Source organism: Bacillus sp. AK031 (assembly GCF_053903065.1).
Window position 1 is genome coordinate 2,857,855 of the sequence record NZ_CP096424.1, and the last position, 20,310, is coordinate 2,878,164.

At 44.2% G+C, this 20,310-nt stretch carries 19 protein-coding genes and 1 other annotated feature; all 19 genes read right to left on the bottom strand.

What is annotated here, in order from left to right:
- Positions 1–69: 69 nt before the first annotated feature.
- A complete protein-coding gene (pyrE, locus tag M1E09_RS14690; RefSeq protein WP_456271597.1) occupies positions 70–693 on the bottom strand; it encodes an orotate phosphoribosyltransferase in 624 nt (207 codons plus the stop codon).
- Positions 690–1,400 (bottom strand): orotidine-5'-phosphate decarboxylase, encoded by a 711-nt coding sequence (pyrF, locus tag M1E09_RS14695; protein ID WP_456271598.1) that lies wholly within the window; start codon positions 1,398–1,400, stop codon positions 690–692. Before pyrF ends, pyrE begins: the two co-directional genes overlap by 4 nt.
- Positions 1,372–2,313 carry a dihydroorotate dehydrogenase gene (locus M1E09_RS14700; RefSeq protein ID WP_456271599.1) on the bottom strand — a complete coding sequence of 314 codons (942 nt, stop codon included), beginning with the start codon at positions 2,311–2,313 and terminating at the stop codon, positions 1,372–1,374. The genes pyrF and M1E09_RS14700 overlap by 29 nt, the downstream gene beginning before the upstream one ends.
- Complete coding sequence (locus M1E09_RS14705) at positions 2,310–3,089, bottom strand: dihydroorotate dehydrogenase electron transfer subunit (RefSeq protein ID WP_456271600.1); 780 nt, start codon at positions 3,087–3,089, stop codon at positions 2,310–2,312. Before M1E09_RS14705 ends, M1E09_RS14700 begins: the two co-directional genes overlap by 4 nt.
- On the bottom strand, positions 3,086–6,298 hold the full coding sequence (gene carB, locus M1E09_RS14710) for a carbamoyl-phosphate synthase large subunit (RefSeq protein WP_456271601.1): 3,213 nt from the start codon (positions 6,296–6,298) through the stop codon (positions 3,086–3,088). Before carB ends, M1E09_RS14705 begins: the two co-directional genes overlap by 4 nt.
- Positions 6,291–7,382 (bottom strand): carbamoyl phosphate synthase small subunit, encoded by a 1,092-nt coding sequence (locus M1E09_RS14715; RefSeq protein WP_456271602.1) that lies wholly within the window; start codon positions 7,380–7,382, stop codon positions 6,291–6,293. The genes carB and M1E09_RS14715 overlap by 8 nt, the downstream gene beginning before the upstream one ends.
- A 1-nt stretch (position 7,383) precedes the next feature.
- Positions 7,384–8,664, bottom strand: coding sequence for a dihydroorotase (locus M1E09_RS14720; protein WP_456271603.1), 1,281 nt, complete (start codon positions 8,662–8,664; stop codon positions 7,384–7,386).
- Between the two features lies 1 nt (position 8,665).
- A complete protein-coding gene (locus tag M1E09_RS14725; protein ID WP_456275003.1) occupies positions 8,666–9,562 on the bottom strand; it encodes an aspartate carbamoyltransferase catalytic subunit in 897 nt (298 codons plus the stop codon).
- 165 nt (positions 9,563–9,727) lie between these two features.
- Entirely contained in the window at positions 9,728–11,044 is a 1,317-nt protein-coding gene (locus tag M1E09_RS14730; protein WP_456271604.1) for a solute carrier family 23 protein, read from the bottom strand.
- 160 nt (positions 11,045–11,204) lie between these two features.
- Entirely contained in the window at positions 11,205–11,753 is a 549-nt protein-coding gene (gene pyrR / locus M1E09_RS14735) for a bifunctional pyr operon transcriptional regulator/uracil phosphoribosyltransferase PyrR (protein ID WP_456275004.1), read from the bottom strand.
- Between the two features lie 391 nt (positions 11,754–12,144).
- Positions 12,145–13,056, bottom strand: a complete 912-nt coding sequence (locus M1E09_RS14740; RefSeq protein WP_456271605.1) for an RluA family pseudouridine synthase — start codon at positions 13,054–13,056, stop codon at positions 12,145–12,147.
- Positions 13,028–13,522, bottom strand: coding sequence for a signal peptidase II (gene lspA, locus M1E09_RS14745; RefSeq protein WP_456271606.1), 495 nt, complete (start codon positions 13,520–13,522; stop codon positions 13,028–13,030). The genes M1E09_RS14740 and lspA overlap by 29 nt, the downstream gene beginning before the upstream one ends.
- A 114-nt stretch (positions 13,523–13,636) precedes the next feature.
- Positions 13,637–13,897, bottom strand: a complete 261-nt coding sequence (locus tag M1E09_RS14750; RefSeq protein ID WP_456271607.1) for a hypothetical protein — start codon at positions 13,895–13,897, stop codon at positions 13,637–13,639.
- A 296-nt stretch (positions 13,898–14,193) separates the two neighbouring features.
- Positions 14,194–16,956: an isoleucine--tRNA ligase gene (ileS, locus tag M1E09_RS14755; protein WP_456271608.1), complete on the bottom strand. Its 2,763-nt coding sequence runs from the start codon at positions 16,954–16,956 to the stop codon at positions 14,194–14,196.
- 185 nt (positions 16,957–17,141) lie between these two features.
- Positions 17,142–17,372 (bottom strand) — a binding site (T-box leader).
- A 35-nt stretch (positions 17,373–17,407) separates the two neighbouring features.
- Positions 17,408–17,926, bottom strand: a complete 519-nt coding sequence (locus M1E09_RS14760) for a DivIVA domain-containing protein (protein ID WP_113929827.1) — start codon at positions 17,924–17,926, stop codon at positions 17,408–17,410.
- A gap of 91 nt (positions 17,927–18,017) precedes the next feature.
- On the bottom strand, positions 18,018–18,794 hold the full coding sequence (locus M1E09_RS14765) for a YlmH family RNA-binding protein (RefSeq protein WP_456271609.1): 777 nt from the start codon (positions 18,792–18,794) through the stop codon (positions 18,018–18,020).
- A gap of 108 nt (positions 18,795–18,902) precedes the next feature.
- Positions 18,903–19,166 carry a YggT family protein gene (locus M1E09_RS14770; RefSeq protein ID WP_456271610.1) on the bottom strand — a complete coding sequence of 88 codons (264 nt, stop codon included), beginning with the start codon at positions 19,164–19,166 and terminating at the stop codon, positions 18,903–18,905.
- 8 nt (positions 19,167–19,174) lie between these two features.
- Positions 19,175–19,618: a cell division protein SepF gene (locus M1E09_RS14775; protein WP_456271611.1), complete on the bottom strand. Its 444-nt coding sequence runs from the start codon at positions 19,616–19,618 to the stop codon at positions 19,175–19,177.
- A 14-nt stretch (positions 19,619–19,632) separates the two neighbouring features.
- Positions 19,633–20,307: a YggS family pyridoxal phosphate-dependent enzyme gene (locus M1E09_RS14780; RefSeq protein WP_456271612.1), complete on the bottom strand. Its 675-nt coding sequence runs from the start codon at positions 20,305–20,307 to the stop codon at positions 19,633–19,635.
- Positions 20,308–20,310 lie beyond the last annotated feature (3 nt).

Here is a 20,310-nt window from a genome sequence, read left to right on the forward strand (position 1 = left end):
GACGTTGCTTCTTTTTTTAGCCAAATTAAAAAGCGGGCATTCTTATATGCCCGCTTAAATAATTCCTTATTATGCTCCCCATTCTTCCGGATCTTCTCTCCAGCTTTTCAACGCTTCCAAGTCTTGTTCTTCGATGTATTTATTCTCATGTGCTGCTTCCAGTAACGCTGAATAGTCAGAAAGTGACACTGCCTTGATATCCGCTTCCGCTAGTTTATCAATCCCGCTCTGCAGCTCATATGTAAAGATAGCGGCGACTCCCAGGACTTCACAACCTTCTTCTCTTAATGCCTTCACAGCCGAGATACAGCTGCCACCTGTTGAAATAAGATCTTCTACAACGACAACCTTTTGCCCAGCCCTTACCTTTCCTTCAATCTGGCTCCCTTTTCCATGCGCTTTTGGCTTCGACCTTACATAGCACATCGGCAGGTTAAGTCGGTCACTAACCCAAGCTGCATGAGGAATGCCGGCTGTCGCAGTTCCTGCAATCATTTCTGCGTCCGGAAAGTGATTTTTGATGTTCTCAGCAATCCCTTCAGCAATCATATTTCTTACTGCAGGGAAGGAAATCGTCAAGCGGTTATCACAGTAAATCGGTGATTTTAAACCTGAAGACCAAGTAAATGGATCATTTGGTTTCAAAAATACTGCTTCAATATTTAATAATTCCTGTGCAATTTCTTTTTTCATGCTTGCCCCTCCCACTCTGTTTTGACTCTTCTATAGGCTTCTGCCGGATCTTCTGCAGCTGTGATGCTTCTCCCTACCACAATGGCAGAGGAACCAAGGGCTCTGGCCTCAGATGGTGAAGAAATCCGCTTTTGATCTTGAGCGGCATCGCCCTTAAGGCGAATACCAGGAGTTACTCTCAAAAATTCCTCTCCGCATGCATCTCTGATGGCGGACGCTTCATGCGGAGAACAAACGACTCCATCCAGTCCTGCTTCCTTGCTGATTCTCGCATAATGGAGGACAGATTCTATTAATGGAAGAGAGATCAGCTGATCACGCTGCATCCGCTCTTCTGATGTTGAAGTGAGCTGGGTAACGGCAATCAGCATGGGTCTTTTTTTTCCTGAAGGAGTACCCTGCTCTAAACCTTCCGAGGCTCTTTCCATCATGGGCATACCACCGGCAGCATGGACATTGATTAAATCGATTTCCAGCTGGGCAAGGCCCTTCATTGCCTGCCCGACTGTATTCGGGATATCATGGAGCTTTAAATCAAGGAAAACACGATGATTCATTTTCTTTAATTCCTCAATGATCACCGGACCATTTTGCAGATAGAGCTCCATTCCGACTTTTACAAAGAGCGGAGTATCAAATCTCTCCAAGAATTTCTTGCTCGTTTTCCAGTCAGGAAAATCAAGTGCGACTAACGGTTGTTTCTCCATGTTTCCCCCAGCTCCTTCCGATCAGTTCAGAAATGTGGTCTACTCCCATTTCCTCCAGTCTTTCATTCAACCCTTGGATTAACTCCGGACATATAAACGGATCAACGAAATTGGCTGTCCCTACTGCAATCGCACTTGCACCGGCATAAAGATATTCAATGATGTCATCAACCGTTTGAATGCCGCCCATCCCGATAATCGGGATATTTACTTGCTGGCTTACTTCATAAATCATCCGGATGCTGACAGGCTTGATGGCAGGGCCTGATAACCCGCCTGTGCCATTGGCAATGACCGGCTTCCCTGTTTTCGTATCAATTCTCATGCCGATCAAAGTATTGATCATCGTCAGTCCGTCTGCACCGCCATCTTCCACCGCTTTCGCCATTTCTACGATGCTGGCTACATTCGGGGAAAGTTTCACATATACAGGAACAGAGGAAACTGCTTTCACTTTCTTTGTCAGTTCTTTCGCAATTTCCGGTACTGTACCGAAAGCGATCCCTCCGGTTTTGACATTCGGGCAGGAAATATTCAGTTCCAAGGCTTTTACATTTGGAGCTTTTGAAATGGTTTCAGCCACTTCCACATAATCCTCTGTTTGCGAACCGGCCACATTTGCAATAATCGGCACATCATATTTTTCCAACCACGGAAGTTCCTCCGTCATGACTTTCTCGAGACCAGGGTTTTGCAGCCCAATGGCATTCAGCATTCCAGAGGAAGTTTCTGCAACACGAGGTGTCGGATTTCCATAGCGTGTATCCAGGGTGGTCGCTTTGATCATAATCGCACCCAGCTGGCTTAAATCATAGAGGTCTGCAAATTCTTTCCCGAATCCGAAGCAGCCCGATGCAGGCATTATTGGATTTTTCAAGCTTAAGCCCGGAAGTTCAATCTTCAGCTTATTCATAACTGTACCACCCCCACTGGAAATACTGGTCCGTCACTGCAGATTTTCACATAGTCTTTTCCACCGTCATTTACAGCTTTTTGGCAGACACAGGCAAAGCATGCTCCAATGCCGCAGCCCATTCGTTCTTCCAGGGAGATATATCCTTTGTGATCTCCATAAGAATTACTCAGTGCCGCAAGCATTGCTTTTGGTCCGCAGGAATAGAACAGGTCAAATTCAATTCCCTTTTGTTGGATGACATCCGTTACATACCCTTTTGTGCCGTGTGATCCGTCTACTGTAGCAATATAAGTCGGTCCAAGTTCAGAAAACTCGCCTTCATAGAATGCAGCCCCGCTATTTTGGAAGCCGAGCACATGGATGACTTTCAGACCCGTTTCAACAAGTTGTTTTGAAAGCTCATAAAGAGGCGGTACACCGATGCCGCCGCCTACAAGCAATGCTGTCTTCCCTGTATCTTCACTGTGGATGGGAAATCCTTTCCCTAAGGGACCGAGTACATCCACTTTTTCACCGGAGCGGGCTGAAGACAGAATTTTCGTACCTTTTCCTTCTGCACGGTAAATCACAGTCAGACTGCCCTTCTCTTTGTTGATTTCCGCAATACTGATTGGGCGGCGCAGGAGCGGATCTACTCCTGAGCCTATTTTAAAGTGAAGGAATTGACCTGGTTCCTTTAACTCTTGAACAAGATCTCCAGACAAAACCATTTTGAAAATATTGTCGGCAATTTCTTCGTTGGAAATGATTCTCATGAGATCTTTTTTGATCATAGCAGTACCGCCTCTTGGATTTTTTCTGCCCCTTCCATCGCTTCTGCAGAGAATGTCATAGATTCAAAAACTCTTAAAATCGCTTCAGCCGTATCCAGTGATGTCAAGCAAGGAATGCCATTCTCCACCGATTCTCTTCGAATTCTGAACCCGTCTCTCTGAGGCTGTTTGCCTTTGGTCAGCGTGTTGATAACGAGCTGGGTTTCACCGCTTTGAATGACATCCAGAAGAGTAGGGCCTTCCGAACCGATTTTGTCCACTTCTTTCACTGGAATGTTTTCTGTTCTCAATACATCAGCTGTACCTTTCGTAGCAATGATCTGATAACCGATGTTCACAAACCTCTTCGCCAGGCCGATTGCTTCTTCTTTATCTTTATCGGCCACTGTCAGCAGGACAGATCCATATTCTTTCATCTGCATTCCTGCAGCAACAATCCCTTTATAAAGGGCTTTTTCCAAGGTCTGGTCTTTCCCCATCACTTCACCTGTGGACTTCATTTCAGGTCCGAGGGTGATATCGACTCTGCGCAGTTTGGCAAAAGAGAAGACCGGGACTTTGACATATACACCTTGTTTTTCAGGAACCAATCCTGACTTATATCCCATCTCTTCAAGTGAAGTTCCCAGAATTACTTTGGTTGCAAGGTTAGCCATCGGTACATTCGTTATTTTACTTAGGAATGGCACCGTTCGGCTGGAACGCGGATTTACTTCCAGTACATATACTTCATCCTTGCTGATGACATACTGGATATTCAACAACCCGATGATGTTCAATCCTTTGGCAAGTTTTGTTGTATATTCTATTATTCTGTCTTTCTGGTCCTTTGTCAGCTGCTGCGGCGGATACACGGCAATCGAGTCGCCAGAATGGACACCGGCCCTTTCGATATGCTCCATGATTCCCGGAATCACAACATCCTTTCCATCAGAGATCGCATCAACTTCAATCTCTTTTCCTATTAAGTAACGGTCGATCAAGACTGGATGTTCAGGGTTTACTTTTACCGCATTCTTCATATATTGCAGCAGCTCGCCTTCACCGTAGACGATTTCCATTGCCCGGCCGCCAAGTACATAGGATGGGCGTACGAGGACCGGATAACCGATTGATTTCGCGATTTCAACTGCACCTTCTACTGTTACCGCTGTTTTCCCTTCAGGCTGTGGCACTCCAAGTGCTTTCAATGTGTATTCAAACTTATCCCTATTCTCTGCACGATCGAGGTCTTCAAGGGAAGTTCCAAGAATTTTGACGCCTCTCTCTACTAGTTGTGCTGCAAGGTTTATCGCTGTCTGTCCTCCGAATTGCACGACGACACCCTCTGGTTGTTCAAGATCGATGATGTGCATAACATCTTCGATAGTCAACGGCTCGAAGTAAAGCTTGTCAGAGATACTGAAGTCGGTAGAAACGGTTTCAGGGTTATTGTTTACAATGATTGCTTCATAACCCGCCTCTTTGATAGCCCAGACTGAATGGACTGTCGCGTAATCAAACTCGACACCTTGGCCGATCCTAATAGGGCCTGAACCAAGCACGACTACACTTTTCTTGCTTGTTACCACCGATTCATTTTCTCTTTCGTATGTTCCGTAGAAGTAAGGAGTTGCTGATTCAAACTCTGCTGCACACGTATCGACCATTTTATATACCGGAATGAGTTCCTGCTCTTTTCTCCAGTCATATACCTGCTTTTCTGTGGCAGTCCATAACTTTGCTAAAGTGATATCTGCAAAGCCCATTCTTTTTGCTTTAGTTGCAATTTCTTTGTTGAATGGAGATGCAGCAACTTCTGTTTCAAAGTCCACGATTTTCTTTAATTTATGAAGGAAGAAGAGATCAATTTTGCTCCAATCATGGATTGTATCGATTGTTACCCCTCTGCGGAGCGCTTCTCCGATATAGAAGAGTCTTTCGTCTCCGGCTTTTCTGATGCGCTTTTCAATTAAAGAATCGTCGATATTCTCTGCATCCTCAAGCTCCAGGTGATACACATTGCTCTCGAGCGAGCGGACTGCTTTCAGCATGGATTCTTCGAAGGTTCTTCCGATTGCCATTACTTCCCCTGTTGCTTTCATTTGTGTTCCGAGATTTCTTTTCGCTGATTCAAACTTATCGAATGGCCAGCGCGGAATTTTGGAAACGATATAATCTAGCGCAGGCTCAAAGCTTGCATAGGTTTTACCTGTTACCGGGTTCATCATTTCATCGAGATTCAACCCAACGGCAATCTTTGCCGCAAGTTTGGCGATCGGATACCCTGTCGCTTTTGATGCAAGGGCTGAAGAACGGCTTACCCGCGGGTTAACCTCAATGATGTAATACTGGAAGCTGTCCGGATCAAGAGCAAGCTGAACGTTACAGCCCCCTTCGATCCCTAAAGCACGAATGATTTTCAGTGAGCAGTTTCTCAGCATCTGATATTCTCTGTCACTTAAAGTCTGGCTTGGTGCCACTACGATCGAGTCACCAGTATGGATTCCGACAGGATCAAAGTTCTCCATGTTACATACAACAATGGCACTGTCGTTGCTGTCTCGCATCACTTCATACTCGATTTCCTTGAAACCGGCAATGCTCTTTTCCAGGAGACATTGTGTAACCGGGCTGTACTTTAATCCGCTGCTGACAATTTCAATAAGCTCTTCACGGTTATGGCAGATCCCTCCGCCGGTCCCTCCAAGCGTATACGCTGGACGGACGATCACCGGGTATCCTACTTCTTCAACAAACTTATAAGCTTCTTCAACTGTCCGGATGATTTCGCTTTGGGGTACCGGTTCGTTCAACTCGTTCATCAATTTCCGGAAAAGGTCACGGTCTTCAGCCTGTTCAATTGCTGATAGCTTTGTTCCAAGGATTTCTACATTACATTCTTCAAGAACACCCGCGTTTGCCAGTTCAACCGCCATGTTCAAACCTGTCTGGCCACCAAGAGTAGGAAGCAGGGCATCAGGACGTTCTTTACGGATGATTCTGCTGACGAATTCCAATGTCAGCGGTTCAATATATACTTTGTCGGCAATTTCACTGTCTGTCATGATTGTAGCCGGATTGGAGTTAACGAGAATAACTTTGTAGCCTTCCTCTTTTAGTGCAATACATGCTTGAGTTCCTGCATAGTCAAATTCTGCTGCCTGGCCGATGACGATCGGGCCGCTTCCGATTACTAGGATGGTTTTGATATCTGTACGTTTAGGCATGTGAAATCTCCTTTCTCTTTTCCGCTTCCATCATTGTCATGAATTGATCAAATAGTGCATTTGCGTCTTCTGGTCCAGGTGAAGCCTCTGGATGATATTGAACAGTGAACGCCGGCAGGTCCAAATGTTTCAATCCTTCAATGGTGCCGTCATTCAATCCGATATGAGTGGCTTCCAGTCGCGTTTCTTTCAAAGAATCAGCATCAACTGAATACCCGTGGTTCTGTGAAGTCAAGGCAATCTTGCCAGTTGCAAGATCTTTTACCGGATGGTTAGATCCGCGATGGCCGAACTTCATCTTGAATGTATCTCCTCCACCGGCAAGAGCAAACAGCTGGTGTCCAAGGCAGATGCCAAACAAAGGAATCTTGCCTAGAATTTCATTTATCATTTCGATGGCTTCCGGCACATCTTTTGGGTCTCCCGGCCCGTTTGAAAGCATGATGCCATCCGGGTTCAGTGCCCGGATTTCCTGTGCTGTTGTATTATAAGGTACAACAATCACGTCGCAATCTCTCTTGTTGAGTTCTCTCAGAATACCATGCTTCATACCGAAATCTACAAGCACGACCCTGAATCCCCTGCCAGGGCTTGGATAAGCTGTTTTCGTTGAAACCTGCTTAACCTGGTCGGACGGAAGTTCTGTCGCTTTCAGTTTATGAAGGATCTCTTCCTTATCAACTTCAACTGAGCAGATCATTCCTTTCATCGTCCCCCGCTCCCTGATTTTCTTTGTCAGCATTCTTGTATCGATCCCGGACAGCCCCGGGATTCCTTTGGCTTTCAACAATCCGTCCAATGTGTCTTCGCTTCGCCAGTTGGATGGAAAGTCCGCTTCTTCTCTTACAATGAACCCCTTGATAGCAGGAGAAATCGATTCAAAGTCATCACGATTGATTCCGTAGTTTCCAATCAATGGATAAGTCAAGGTAATGATCTGTCCACAGTAGGAAGGATCTGATAAGATTTCCTGGTAACCAGTCATTCCTGTATTGAAGACTACTTCACCCGTAGAATTTGTATCTGCTCCAAAACCTTCACCTGTAAAAACTGTACCGTCATCTAGTATCAATTGTCTTTTCATCTTATTCTTCGCCATCCTTCCAAACTAGAGTTCCTTCTGAAAATGTTGCTTTGGGCCATCCTTTGCATTCCCATCCGGCAAACGGGGTATTTTTTCCTTTGGATAAGAAACGTTCAGGATCGATTGCATTTGTTCCATCTAAATCTACTAACGTTATGTCTGCGAGCTTGCCGGCTTCCAAAGTTCCATAAGGAAGGTTAAAGGTCTTTGATGGTGCTTCAGTCATCCAGTCAACCAGCTGTTTCAAAGAAATGATTTCTTTTTCAACCAGATTCGTATACATCAGCGGAAAGGCTGTTTCCAATCCGACAATCCCAAATGGTGCCAGTGCAATTCCTTCTGATTTTTCTTGGGCTGTATGCGGTGCATGATCAGTAGCGATAAAATCGATTGTTCCGTCAAGCAGACCCTCGAGAAGTGCCTCGCGATCCGCCTTGCTTCTGAGCGGAGGGTTCATCTTGTAATTTGCATCGTCTCCAGGGATATCATCTTCTGTGAGCAGAAGGTGATGTGGCGTGACCTCTGCCGTCACCCTGATTCCAGCTTGCTTGGCATCTCTGACAACTCTCACCGACTCTTTTGTACTGATATGGCAGACGTGGTAATGGCAGCCCGCTGCTTCAGCAAGCAGTACATCCCTGGCAATCTGAACAGATTCACAGATAGACGGGATTCCTTTAATGCCCGTTTCTTTTGCGAACCTGCCGTCATGGACAGCCCCCCCATAGATGAGAGAATTATCTTCACAGTGAGCTACGATCGCTTTATCAATTGCGGCTGCAGCTTTCATGGCTTCAAACATTTTGCCTGCTTCCTGCACGCCGACGCCGTCATCCGTGAAGGCAAATGCGCCTGCTTCTTTTAATGCTTCAAAGTCCGTCAGGTTCTTCCCAGCCTGTCTTTCCGTGATCGACGCGTAAGGAAGTACTCTTACTGTCCCTGTCTCTTTGATTCTGTTATTGAGCCATTGAAGAGTTTCTGTATCATCCGGTACAGGTCTTGTGTTAGGCATTGCTGCAATCGTTGTAAAACCGCCTTTTGCAGCTGCTCTTGTACCTGTCTCGATCGTCTCTTTCTTTTCACCGCCCGGTTCACGCAGATGGACATGCAAATCCACAAATCCAGGTACCAGCAGCAATCCTTCAGCTTCAAAGATTTCTGTTCCCTGATCTTGAAGGTTCTCCCCTATTTCTTCTATATATCGACCGTTTATCTTCAAATCTCTTTTTGTGAGATTGCCATTTTCATCAATCATCTGTGCATTCTTAATAATAGTCGCCATACTATTCTCCCCCTCGGTTTTCTAATGCTCTTTTCAAAACTGCCATTCTGACGTATACTCCATTTTCCATTTGCTTAAAAATCCGGGATTTCCTGCATTCAACCAACTCACTTGCTATTTCAACATCCCTGTTTACTGGTGCCGGATGCATAATGATGCTCTGTTCTTTCATCATTTCCGCTCTTTCCAGTGTCAGTCCAAACTCAGCATGATACTGTTCTTTTGTTAATGTCGAAGTGCTGCCATGCCTTTCATGCTGAACTCTCAGGAGCATGACCACATCAGCCGATTGGACCGCTTCATCCACTGTCAGGTAACTTTCATTTTCTAAAAACTCGGTTGGAAACCATTCAGGCGGTCCCGAAAACTTCACTTCTGCCCCCAGTTTCTTTAAGGCTTCTGCATTTGACCGTGCCACCCTGCTGTGTGAAATATCACCGATAATACTCACTTTCAAACCCTTAAATGATCCAAACTCTTCGTTTATTGTCATAAGATCCAGCAAGCATTGTGTGGGATGATTTCCGCAGCCGTCACCGCCATTCAAGATCGGAATATTAACGTTTTCGATGAGCTCATCGAAATAACGATCGGTTTCATGTCTGATGACAACTGCATCCACACCGATAGATTCAAGTGTTTTGACCGTGTCATACAATGTTTCTCCCTTCGTAACGCTTGAAGTATTGGTTTCAAAAGGGATCACATCCAGCCCCAGTTTCCTTTCTGCCATTTCAAAGCTGCATTTCGTCCTTGTACTGTTTTCGAAAAACAGGTTTGCTGTATAGTATTTTTTTTCAGGAAGCCAAATTTCACCCTGTTTAAACCTTTCAGCCTGAGCCACTATTTCCTCTATTTCTTCTACGGTCAGTTCTGCCATCGTTAACAAGTGTTTCATCATTCAACCTCCCAATACTTTCAATTATGTAAAAAAACACCCGGGCTTCAGCCAGGGTGTTTTTTGTTCGCAAAGACCAGCATGTACCCCTATAGCACATACATCCCTGCAAATTTCAAACACCCTTCTAAGCCTCTCTGGACCTCTATTAAAAGGTGTATCTATTTAGTTTTCTGCATTTAAATCTCTGAACATCTCATCTTCATCGACAGGTTCCTGCCCCGGCAGTACCAGGTTGAGCACTACACCGACGATCGCAGCCAGTGCCATTCCTGACAGAGCAAGCTCTTCGGTGATTTGAATGAATGCACCGCCGACTCCGATTACCAGGATGACTGAGGAAATGATCAGGTTGCGTTTTTTGCCAAGGTCGATCTTATTGTCAATCAGCATACGCAATCCGCTTGAAGCGATGATACCGAACAACAGGATGGAGACGCCTCCCATTACGGCTGTTGGGATCGTGCCGATTAAAGCAGTGATTTTCCCGATGAATCCAAAGGCGATGGCAATTACTGCAGCCCCGCCGATAACGAAAACACTGAATACCCTTGTAATCGCGAGAACACCGATATTTTCGCCGTAAGTTGTATTAGGAGGACCTCCAAGGAAGGAAGCTATGATTGTTGCAACCCCATCACCCAGTATCGAGCGGTGAAGGCCGGGCTCCTTGATGAAATTCTTGCCTGCAACTTTACTTAAAACCATTTGGTCCCCAGTGTGTTCAGCTAATGTGACGACTGCTACAGGTACCATGATTATGAATACTTCCCATGAAAATGATGGTGTGTAGTTGACAAAAGGTATGAAAAAGTCCGGCATCTGTAGCCAAGGTGCATTTTTCACAGGAGTCAAATCAACTATGCCGGCAAAGTAAGCAATCACATAACCGCCTACAATCCCTGCAAGAATCGGAACCAAACCAAGGAATCCTCTGAAGAAAATCGATCCAAGTACTGTGATGGCCAAAGTGGCTAAGGCAACCATAAAGTGTGTATTGCTGTAGATAAGTTCTGTGGCTCCTGGATTCTCATACATGGCCATATCGACTGCAGTGCCTGCCAGCCCCAGTCCGATAACCATTATGACCGGTCCGACAACAATCGGCGGCAGGATTTTCAATAGCCATTTCAAACCAAATTGAGAGATTAATAGGGCGACAAGTCCGTATACCAGACCTGCAAGGAAACTTCCCATCATCGCAGCCGCTGGTCCGCCTACTGTTTTCGCTGCAATGATCGGTGCGATGAATGCGAAGGATGAACCCAGGTAGGCAGGAATTCTCCCTCTGGTGATAAGAAGATAAGCAAGCGTTCCCAGTCCGCTTGAAATAAGGGCGACTGCCGGGCTTAATTCTACCAGGAACGGTACAAGTACCGTAGCCCCGAACATCGCGAATAAGTGCTGTAAGCTCAGCGTAAGCCATTGCCCCGCTTTTGGTACGTCTCTTACGTCTAATACTGCTTCATTGTTGTTTGCCATGTTGTATTCCTCCTCTTTTGTGTACTGCGTAAATCCTATAAAAAAAACCCTCTTACCTGAAGAGGGCCGCAAGAGGGTTCTGCAATGAAGAGCGTTTATGTCTCGCTTCACTGAGATTCCTTTGCCAGCCTCTCTGGACTGTCTTTAAAAGGAAAGCTATTTAACTGTCGTGTATTGTTACCTGATCTTCCTGATCCACTTCATTCAGCTCTACTACGATTTTTTCTGAACTTGATGTAGGGATATTCTTTCCGACAAAGTCAGCTCGGATCGGCAGTTCTCTGTGTCCTCTGTCGACAAGGACCGCAAGCTGAATGCTGCTCGGCCTGCCTAAATCCATCAAGGCATCCAGTGCCGCTCTGACTGTTCTTCCTGTAAATAGAACATCGTCGATCAAGATTACTTTTTTGTTCGTTACATCTACTGGAAGGTCGGACCCTTTCACTTCTGGCTCTTCATTTTCCGTCTTGACCGTCAAATCATCGCGGTAAAGGGTAATATCAATTTCCCCAACCGGTATCTTGGCACCTTCTATTTCTTCAATCCGGTCTGCCAGCCTTTCTGCTAAATGAATGCCTCTTGTCTTGATCCCTACAAGCACACAGTCCTGTATGCCCTTGTTGCGCTCAATGATTTCGTGAGCGATTCTCGTGAGCGCCCTTCTGATTGCAGGCTGATCAAGGACAACTGTTTTTTGTGCCACTGTCATCACCTCGTCCTTAATATTGCCAAGAAACTTCTTTATAACACTTTTCAAATACAAAAGCGGAGGCGCCTTGTTCAGCCCCGACAGGCGTAAGACGAGCCGGCGGGAAGGTTGCTCTTTAACCTTCTTGACGGATCGACTTATGACCCGAGGGGCTAGGCGCTGGAGCTGGATGCAGAAATCAAATTTCGTTAACCAAACCATAAGACTTTTATAGTTCCTAAAACAAAAAATCCCCCTCACCGTTATGATGAGAGGGCATACTTATCGTTAGAAATCATTACACTGCACTCCTGTAGTGTAATAGTTGAAAAGTTCCTTCTCAGCCTCACGGGACTGTATTAAAGGTTTCCTTATTCGATTAAATCAATCATAAAACCTAAACGCTTTAATGTCAACGATTATTTTGCAATTTCTGCAGAACTTGTCGAAACTCTTCAGGCGGATCCGCTTCAAACTCCAGATATTCTCCGGTGCGGGGATGATCAAATCCTAGAATCCCTGCATGCAAAGCCTGTCCATCAAGAGTTAATGTCTTCCTAGGACCATATTTCGGGTCTCCCGCTAAAGGATAACCGATATATTTCATATGAACACGGATTTGGTGCGTTCTCCCTGTCTCCAGCTGGCACTCTACATATGTGTAGGCATTGAATCTTTCCAGGACATTAAAGTGGGTGACTGCATCCCTGCCGGAATCTACAACAGCCATTCTCTGTCTGTCTTTTGGGTCTCTTCCCAGGGGGGCATCAATCGTGCCATGATCATGGGGGATAATACCATGGACAATTGCCTTATATTTCCGTGTGACGGTTTTGTTCACAAGCTGTCCAACAAGCTTTTCATGTGCCATGTCATTTTTGGCAACCATCAGGAGGCCTGATGTATCTTTGTCGATTCGATGGACGATTCCCGGCCTTAGAACACCATTGATTCCCGATAGATCTTTACAATGGGCCATGAGTCCATTGACAAGAGTTCCTGACGGGTGTCCCGGAGCAGGATGTACAACCATTCCTCTAGGTTTGTTAACAACAATGACATCTCCGTCTTCGTAATAGATATCCAAATTCATTTCTTCAGGAACGACATCCAGTTCCTCTGGTTCAGGAATCTCGATACTGACTTTGTCATCAAGTGCACATTTATAATTCGTTTTGACTTCAGCACCATTTACTTTAACATTTCCATCTTTGATCCATTGCTGGACTTGTGAACGTGACCAGTTTTCCTCAAGCTGTGTCAGTACCTTATCCAGTCTCTGGCTTTTTTCTTCTTCACGAACGATATGTTCCATTGTTTCCATACATTTTCTCCTTCTTTTCTCTTCGCTCTTCCAGCAGCATATTGATGATCAGCATACTGACACCTAACGTCAGAGCAGCATCTGCAATATTGAAAATCGGGAAATCATATTGAAAAATATATGTATTCAGAAAGTCAACGACTTCTTTTCTGAATAACCTGTCAATAAAATTCCCAATCGCCCCGCCAAGCATGAGGGCAAGACTCATACTGAACAGCTTATTTCCTTTGGCATGCTTTTCAAGATAATAGATGAGCCCGATAACGACGCCGACTGTGATAATATAGAAAAACCACATCTGGCCTTGCAGGATTCCCCAGGCAGCTCCCTGGTTCCTGTGAGAAGTAATATAGAATAAATTCTCAATAATGGTTATGCTTTGTCCTTCTGTCATGTTCCGTACGATCAGCCATTTTGTCAGCTGATCCAACGCAACGATAACTAAAGCAATCAGATAATAAAACATCCGGGCAGCCTCCGCTCATATCTAAATGATTATTACTTATGCATTTTAGCATAACCACGGCCAGAATGACACTCTTATCCGCCTGCCGTCATCAGTTGGCGCTGCTTATTTTTTTCAGTACAAAGATTTCCTTGAGTATCGCGACCAATCATTGCTCCTGCTTGATTCTGTCCCAATCCAAAAATAGGAAATCAGTTCCTCTTTAAATTCCTGTTCGTCTGGTTGTTTTCCATAATATTTTTCCAGAATCCCTTTAATCTCCTTCTTCTCTTCTTGAATGTAATGTTGAACTAAAACATTTTCCGAGCGGGCATTTTCTAGCTCTTGCAAAGAAACTTCCAATTCCTTGATCGTTTGTTGTAATTGTTCTTCCATATACATCCCTCCGTGTCTTTAGTATGGTTCAAATGGTGAAAAATTTTATATGTAAGTATTAGAAATTGTGACAGGGTTGTCTGTAAGTATTGCGGCAATTACACCAGACATAGTAGTGATTTCCGCTCCAGGCATGCGACTCCGCGGAGCGTGCGGTGAGCCTCGGCTTAATCGTACCGCTTCAGCTTCTTTCTCCTTTTATAAGGGTCGATCTCCGATAACCATCTCGCCACAGTTGAACAGTTAAAGAAACAGCAAAAGACCCCGCAAGATAAACTTGCAGGGTCTCCAAGGTATTATGAATAATGCTTCTTCACAACGTCGGTACAGCGCGGGCATAATGCCGGGTGATCAGGGTCCTGGCCAACCTCTGTTGATACCGTCCAGCAGCGGTCACATGTTTCACCTTCTGCCTTTTCAACAACGATTGCATTGTTCTCCAGCTTCAATGCATTTGCCGGAGCATCTTCTGTACTTCCGCCAATTTCAAATGCAGAAACAATAAACAATTGCTTCAGATCTTCTTTTACAGAATGAAGAAGATTCTTTGTATCCTCATTTACGTAAAGAGTCACTTTGGCAGTTAAGGATTTACCGATGATCTTTTCATTCCTCGCTTCCTCAAGAGCTTTCAATACATTATCACGCAGCTTAAGGAATGTTTCCCATTTAGAAAGAAGTTCTTTACTGTTCGGAAGTTCCTGATATTCAGGCATATCCGTCAGCTGCACACTTTCTTCTTGTTGAGAAGTCATGTGAGACCAAACTTCATCTGCTGTATGGGACAGGATTGGTGACATTAATTTAGTCAGTGCAAGAAGACACTCATGAAGAACTGTCTGCATCGCACGCCTTTCATAATTATCTTCTGCCTCGATATAGAGTACATCTTTGGCAAAGTCAAGATAGAAGGAGCTTAAGTCCAGCGTACAGAAATTGTTAACACTTGTGTAGATGCTGGAGAACTCATAACTATCATACGCAGATTTCACATTCTTGATCAGTTCGTTAAGTTTTACAAGCATGAATTGATCAACTTCTCTTAAATCATCATATGCTACTGCATCGTTTGCAGGGTTGAAATCAGCCAGATTTCCAAGCAGGAAACGATATGTGTTTCTGATCTTGCGGTAAACTTCAGACACTTGTTTCAAAATCGCATCAGACAATCGGACATCTGCCTGGTAGTCTACGGAAGCTACCCAAAGACGCAGGATATCTGCACCCATTTGCTTGATGACTTTATCCGGAACAACAATATTCCCGATTGATTTACTCATTTTGCGTCCTTCACCATCATTAACGAATCCGTGGCTGAGGACACCTTTATATGGTGCTTTCCCTGTCACTGCCACCGCAGTTGTCAATGAGGAGTTGAACCAGCCGCGATATTGGTCAGAACCTTCTAAATAAAGGTCTGCCGGTCGCTGCAAGTCATCCCTTTGATGGAGTACCGACTGATGGGAAGAACCGGAATCAAACCAAACGTCCATGATGTCCTGCTCTTTCGTGAATTCGCCATTCGGGCTTCCTTCATGGGTAAATCCTTCTGGCAGAAGTTCCTTGGCACTCTTTTCAAACCAGATATTAGAACCATGCTGGCGGAACAGCTCGGATACATGGGCAATGGTTTCTTCTGTGATGATTTCTTCACCATTTTCAGCGTAGAATACTGGAATTGGCACACCCCAGGCACGCTGCCTTGAGATACACCAGTCTCCTCTGTCACGAACCATATTATATAATCTTGTTTCCCCCCATGCCGGCACCCATTTCGTATCATTTACCGCCTGCAGGAGGTCTTCCCGGAAAGCGTCAATGGAAGCGAACCATTGCGGAGTAGCCCTGAAGATAACAGGTTTTTTTGTACGCCAGTCATGTGGATATGAATGAGTGATGAAGTCGAGCTTCAACAATGCTCCCGCTTCTTGTAATTGCTCTGTAATCGGCTTATTGGCAGCATCATAGAACAAGCCTTCGAATCCAGGTGCTTCCGCAGTCATGACACCCTTGTCATTTACTGGGCAAAGGATATCCAATCCATATTGCTTACCAACAAGATAATCGTCTTCCCCGTGTCCCGGGGCAGTATGAACACAACCAGTTCCTGAATCGGTTGTAACATGCTCACCGAGGATTACAAGAGAATCCCTGTCATAAAGAGGGTGTTTTGCTTTTACCTTTTCAAGCTCAGCACCTTTTACAGACTTAACAACGGAAGGGCTGTTCCATTCAAGAACGGAGGAAACTTCTTCAAGCAGGTCTTCTGCAACAACGTACTTACGGCCCTCTACTTCCACTACAACGTAAGATAAATCGGTATGAAGAGTGATGGCAAGGTTAGCTGGAATTGTCCAAGGGGTTGTCGTCCAGATGATGATCTGTGTCCCTTCCTCAAGAACGCCATTGCCTTCTCTTACCTCGAATCCGACATAAATGGATGGAGAGCGTTTATCTTTATATTCGATTTCTGCTTCAGCAAGCGCTGATTCACTGGAAGGACTCCAATAAACAGGCTTTAATCCTTTGTAAATGTAACCTTTATTGGCCATTTCCCCGAATACTTTGATTTGTTCTGCTTCATATTCAGGTTTCAGTGTGATGTAAGGATTTTCCCAATCACCACGGACTCCCAGCTGCTTGAATTGGCTTCGCTGGCTGTCTACCTGGCCATAAGCGTATTCTTCACACAGTTTGCGGAACTCTGCAACAGTCATCTCTTTGCGGTTTACCCCTTTTTTCGTCAATGCCTGCTCAATCGGAAGCCCATGTGTATCCCAGCCTGGCACATAAGGAGCATTGTACCCGCTCATCGATTTGTAACGAACGATGAAGTCTTTAAGCACTTTGTTCAGCGCATGGCCCATATGCAGGTCACCGTTTGCATAAGGAGGTCCGTCATGAAGAATGAAAAGCGGCCTTCCTTCTGTACGTGCCTGTACCTTTTTATAAATGTCCATCTCATTCCATTTTTCCTGCATTTCAGGTTCACGCTTTGGCAGATTCCCACGCATCGGGAATTCTGTTTTTGGCATCAGTAAAGTATCTTTATAATTCATTGCCATTTCCTCCTGTCTGGACTCAGTATAACTGCTATTTTTGTCCGAACTTAAAATTAAATGCTGGCTGCGCAAAGCATTATATACAATATGAAAACTTTCTAACTATTACAGGGTTGTCGGTTTTGCCCCTAGGAATACATCCTAATTAAAAACCAGACAATAAAAAAGCTTCCCCATCCCTGGAAAGGGACGAGAAAGCTTACCCGCGGTACCACCCTAATAGGCAATTTGTTTGCCCACTCTGACATTCGTAACGAGAATGACACGCCGGAATCTAATTGCTTCGCTTTCGAAACCGGTGCTCAAGGGTGATATTCCGCTTCTTTTTGCCTACGCCAAGCTTCCACCACCCTTGACTCGCTGCCTGAAGGCCTATAGTTAAAGAAACGTACTGTCCCTTTCATTGCGCTGCAGTATAATTATAAAATCCATTATATGAAACAAATTCTTATTTCGTCAAGCTATCTTCTTCTTTTAGTGTCTTTAAATCTGTTGCATCGATTTCAAATTCCATAATCTGATCCCAATCATCACTGCTTAGTAAATCAAGCTGTGCCTCAATCAACATTTTGAAACGGGTTCTGAATACCTTTGACTGTTTCTTTAGTTCTTCAATTTCCATCGCAATCTTTCTGGCTTTAGAAAGAGATTCATTAACGATTCTGTCTGCATTCTTCTCAGCTTCTTTAACAATCAGCTTTGCCTCTTTAGAAGCGTTTCTTCGTACTTCTTCTCCCGCTTCCTGGGCAATGACAATGGATTTGTTCAATGTTTCTTCAATGTTAGTAAAGTGGCCCAGTCGCTCATTCATTGATCCCAGTGTTTCTTCGAGCTCTTTTTTCTCGCGCAGCAGTATCTCATAATCCTTGATGATCTGATCAAGAAATTCGTTCACTTCATCCTCATCATACCCGCGGAAACCGCGGCTGAATTCTTTGTTATGTATATCTAACGGCGTTAAAGGCATAATGCCACCTCCATATCGAAGTAAGTATTCTTTTCCCTATTATAACTGAATTTTCGACAGTTTGTGGGAATTTCCCTTTATTTTTCGAAAATTATTTAAGAATTCCCGCTGAGATTCGAAATTTATCTTTTTTTGTCTTTCCTTCAATGGAGAGCAGCTTACTTCTTCCATAACCTCTCATCGAGAAAACATCCCCTTCAGCCACCTCAAATGAAGGAGTTTCGATAACCCGCCAGTTCACCTTGACCACGCCTCCAGAAATAAGAGTCTGCACCTTTTGCCGGGAAATGTTATATAGGGCTGAAAGAATTACATCAAGCCGCAAAGAACTTGCAGTTGTAACCGTTTCCCGCCATTCTTCTGAAGAGGACAGCCTATCTTCTAAAGGAAGCCGTTCAAGATAAACCTTGCTGCGGCCCACTTCTTTAAAATTCATTTCGACAAAATCATCTATTTCTGAGGCAATCATCATCTGAATCCTATCACCATTCATGATGATGTCCCCGAATTTTTCTCTTTTCAAGCCAATCGACATCATGGAGCCTAAAATATGACGATGTTCAAGAGTGACAAACTTTGCAGGATATTTTAATTCGAATAGAGTTACCCCGTAATCGGATTCTGCAGGTGTGAAATAATCAGGGTACAATATTCCTCTCTTTCTTTCAATTGAATCTCCCTCAGGAAATAGACTCAATTTGATGTCACTATTCTTTCCAATAATCGCTTGCAGGATATATTGCTGCCGCGGATCCAAAAAATCAGTTACTTTGGGAGCAAAGGAATTCTCAACATATTCACGCCACTCTAGTACACTGTCGATAAATTCTTTTTCATCTTTTCTGAAATGCTGATAAATCGAAGTCATGTTATATTCACCTTCTTTATTGGGAGGATTTTTCATTTTCTCTAAAAAAATGAAAAAGGAGAGCCTGAGGCCTCCTTTTAAAATGTGTTCAGATTACAAGCATTTCGCTTAGACAAACCAGCTGTAAAGTTGTATAATTCCGGATTTAGCCAAACTTAAAACGATGAAGGCTACAATTGGCGAAATATCAATCATGCCAATTGAAGGGACTATTTTTCGGAAAGGCTCTAGATATGGTTCACAAATCCTTGCTAAAAATTTTCCGATAGCCGTCTCTCTGGCATTAGGGAACCAAGACATTAATATATAAATAATCAATGCCCAGGAATAGATTTCAATCAGTCTGTATAACGTTGCAATTACAAATTCCATTATTTATTCTACCACCTTGTATTATGGTTGTCTTCTTCCTGAAGGAACTCAGAAATATTGCCCGCCACTTCCACGTTGTCAGGAGTGCACAAAAAGATATTGCTCCCGATACGCTGGATATCTCCGCCAAGGGCATAAACAGTTCCGCTTAAAAAGTCTACGATCCGCTTTGCTTGATCATGCTGAATTCTTTGCAAATTGACAACAATTGCCCTCCTGTTTTTAAGATGATCGGCTATTTCCTGTGCTTCCGCATAAACACGCGGCTCCACAATGATCATTTTTGAAGATTTCTGTACACTTTGCAGGCTGACCACATTCTTTTTAGCAGACGAGGGCTGCTGTTTCATTGGCAGCTTTTCCTCATACTGTTCTTCGCTATAACTCTGTTCTTGATCAAACTCTTCCTCATCCAGCAGAAAAAAGTTTTTGAATTTTGACTTGATTCCCATTTGTCTGCCTCCTTTTAATCTTCTCCCACAAGTGCTGTACCAATCCTAATAAAGGTGGCTCCCTCTTCGATGGCAATCATAAAATCATTCGACATCCCCATTGAGAGTTCTGTACAAGGTGCATGTTCAAAACTCCTTGCCGCAATATCTTCCTGAAGCCTTTTCATCTGCTTGAAGTAGCCTCTCAACTCATCTTCATCATCTATATGCGGCATCATGGTCATCAAGCCTGCTACATTTATATTCTCATACCGGCCTAAAGATTCAATGAACGAGGCTGCCTCCTCAGGTGACAATCCATGCTTGGTATCTTCTCCGGAAACATTGACCTGTACGAAACACGATACAGGGCCGGATGCGCGCTTGTTGATCTCTTTAGCAAGAGACATGCGGTCGAGCGAATGTATGTATGAGACTTTATCTATGATATTTTTCACTTTCCGCGACTGTAAAGTCCCGATAAAGTGCCATACAGGCTTGTCCCCCAGTGCTTCCCACTTGGCATTAAGACCTTCATCCCTGTTTTCTCCAAGGTGAATAAGTCCTGCTTCCAATGCTTCTTTTGCTCTCTCGTTGGAAACATATTTGGTTACGGCCACGATGGAAATATCATCAGGATTTCTGCCTGCAGCTTCACATGCTGTCTTTATTTTATCATTAACGATGTCGTGCTTATTTTTTACATCCATGAG

What these genes read in the sequence shown, in the direction of transcription:
- M1E09_RS14715 (WP_456271602.1), bottom strand. Translation starts at nt 7,382, where the DNA reads ATGAAAAGACAATTGATACTAGATGACGGTACAGTTTTTACAGGTGAA.
- M1E09_RS14700 (WP_456271599.1), bottom strand. Translation starts at nt 2,313, where the DNA reads ATGAATAAGCTGAAGATTGAACTTCCGGGCTTAAGCTTGAAAAATCCA.
- M1E09_RS14765 (WP_456271609.1), bottom strand. Translation starts at nt 18,794, where the DNA reads ATGACTTCGATTTATCAGCATTTCAGAAAAGATGAAAAAGAATTTATC.
- M1E09_RS14780 (WP_456271612.1), bottom strand. Translation starts at nt 20,307, where the DNA reads ATGGATGTAAAAAATAAGCACGACATCGTTAATGATAAAATAAAGACA.
- M1E09_RS14750 (WP_456271607.1), bottom strand. Translation starts at nt 13,897, where the DNA reads ATGGAAGAACAATTACAACAAACGATCAAGGAATTGGAAGTTTCTTTG.
- pyrF (WP_456271598.1), bottom strand. Translation starts at nt 1,400, where the DNA reads ATGGAGAAACAACCGTTAGTCGCACTTGATTTTCCTGACTGGAAAACG.
- M1E09_RS14740 (WP_456271605.1), bottom strand. Translation starts at nt 13,056, where the DNA reads ATGGAAACAATGGAACATATCGTTCGTGAAGAAGAAAAAAGCCAGAGA.
- lspA (WP_456271606.1), bottom strand. Translation starts at nt 13,522, where the DNA reads ATGTTTTATTATCTGATTGCTTTAGTTATCGTTGCGTTGGATCAGCTG.
- carB (WP_456271601.1), bottom strand. Translation starts at nt 6,298, where the DNA reads ATGCCTAAACGTACAGATATCAAAACCATCCTAGTAATCGGAAGCGGC.
- pyrE (WP_456271597.1), bottom strand. Translation starts at nt 693, where the DNA reads ATGAAAAAAGAAATTGCACAGGAATTATTAAATATTGAAGCAGTATTT.
- M1E09_RS14725 (WP_456275003.1), bottom strand. Translation starts at nt 9,562, where the DNA reads ATGAAACACTTGTTAACGATGGCAGAACTGACCGTAGAAGAAATAGAG.
- M1E09_RS14705 (WP_456271600.1), bottom strand. Translation starts at nt 3,089, where the DNA reads ATGATCAAAAAAGATCTCATGAGAATCATTTCCAACGAAGAAATTGCC.
- ileS (WP_456271608.1), bottom strand. Translation starts at nt 16,956, where the DNA reads ATGAATTATAAAGATACTTTACTGATGCCAAAAACAGAATTCCCGATG.
- M1E09_RS14770 (WP_456271610.1), bottom strand. Translation starts at nt 19,166, where the DNA reads ATGGAATTTGTAATTGCAACGTTATACAGACTGATTGAAATCTATTCC.
- M1E09_RS14720 (WP_456271603.1), bottom strand. Translation starts at nt 8,664, where the DNA reads ATGGCGACTATTATTAAGAATGCACAGATGATTGATGAAAATGGCAAT.
- M1E09_RS14730 (WP_456271604.1), bottom strand. Translation starts at nt 11,044, where the DNA reads ATGGCAAACAACAATGAAGCAGTATTAGACGTAAGAGACGTACCAAAA.
- M1E09_RS14775 (WP_456271611.1), bottom strand. Translation starts at nt 19,618, where the DNA reads ATGGGAATCAAGTCAAAATTCAAAAACTTTTTTCTGCTGGATGAGGAA.
- pyrR (WP_456275004.1), bottom strand. Translation starts at nt 11,753, where the DNA reads ATGACAGTGGCACAAAAAACAGTTGTCCTTGATCAGCCTGCAATCAGA.
- M1E09_RS14760 (WP_113929827.1), bottom strand. Translation starts at nt 17,926, where the DNA reads ATGCCTTTAACGCCGTTAGATATACATAACAAAGAATTCAGCCGCGGT.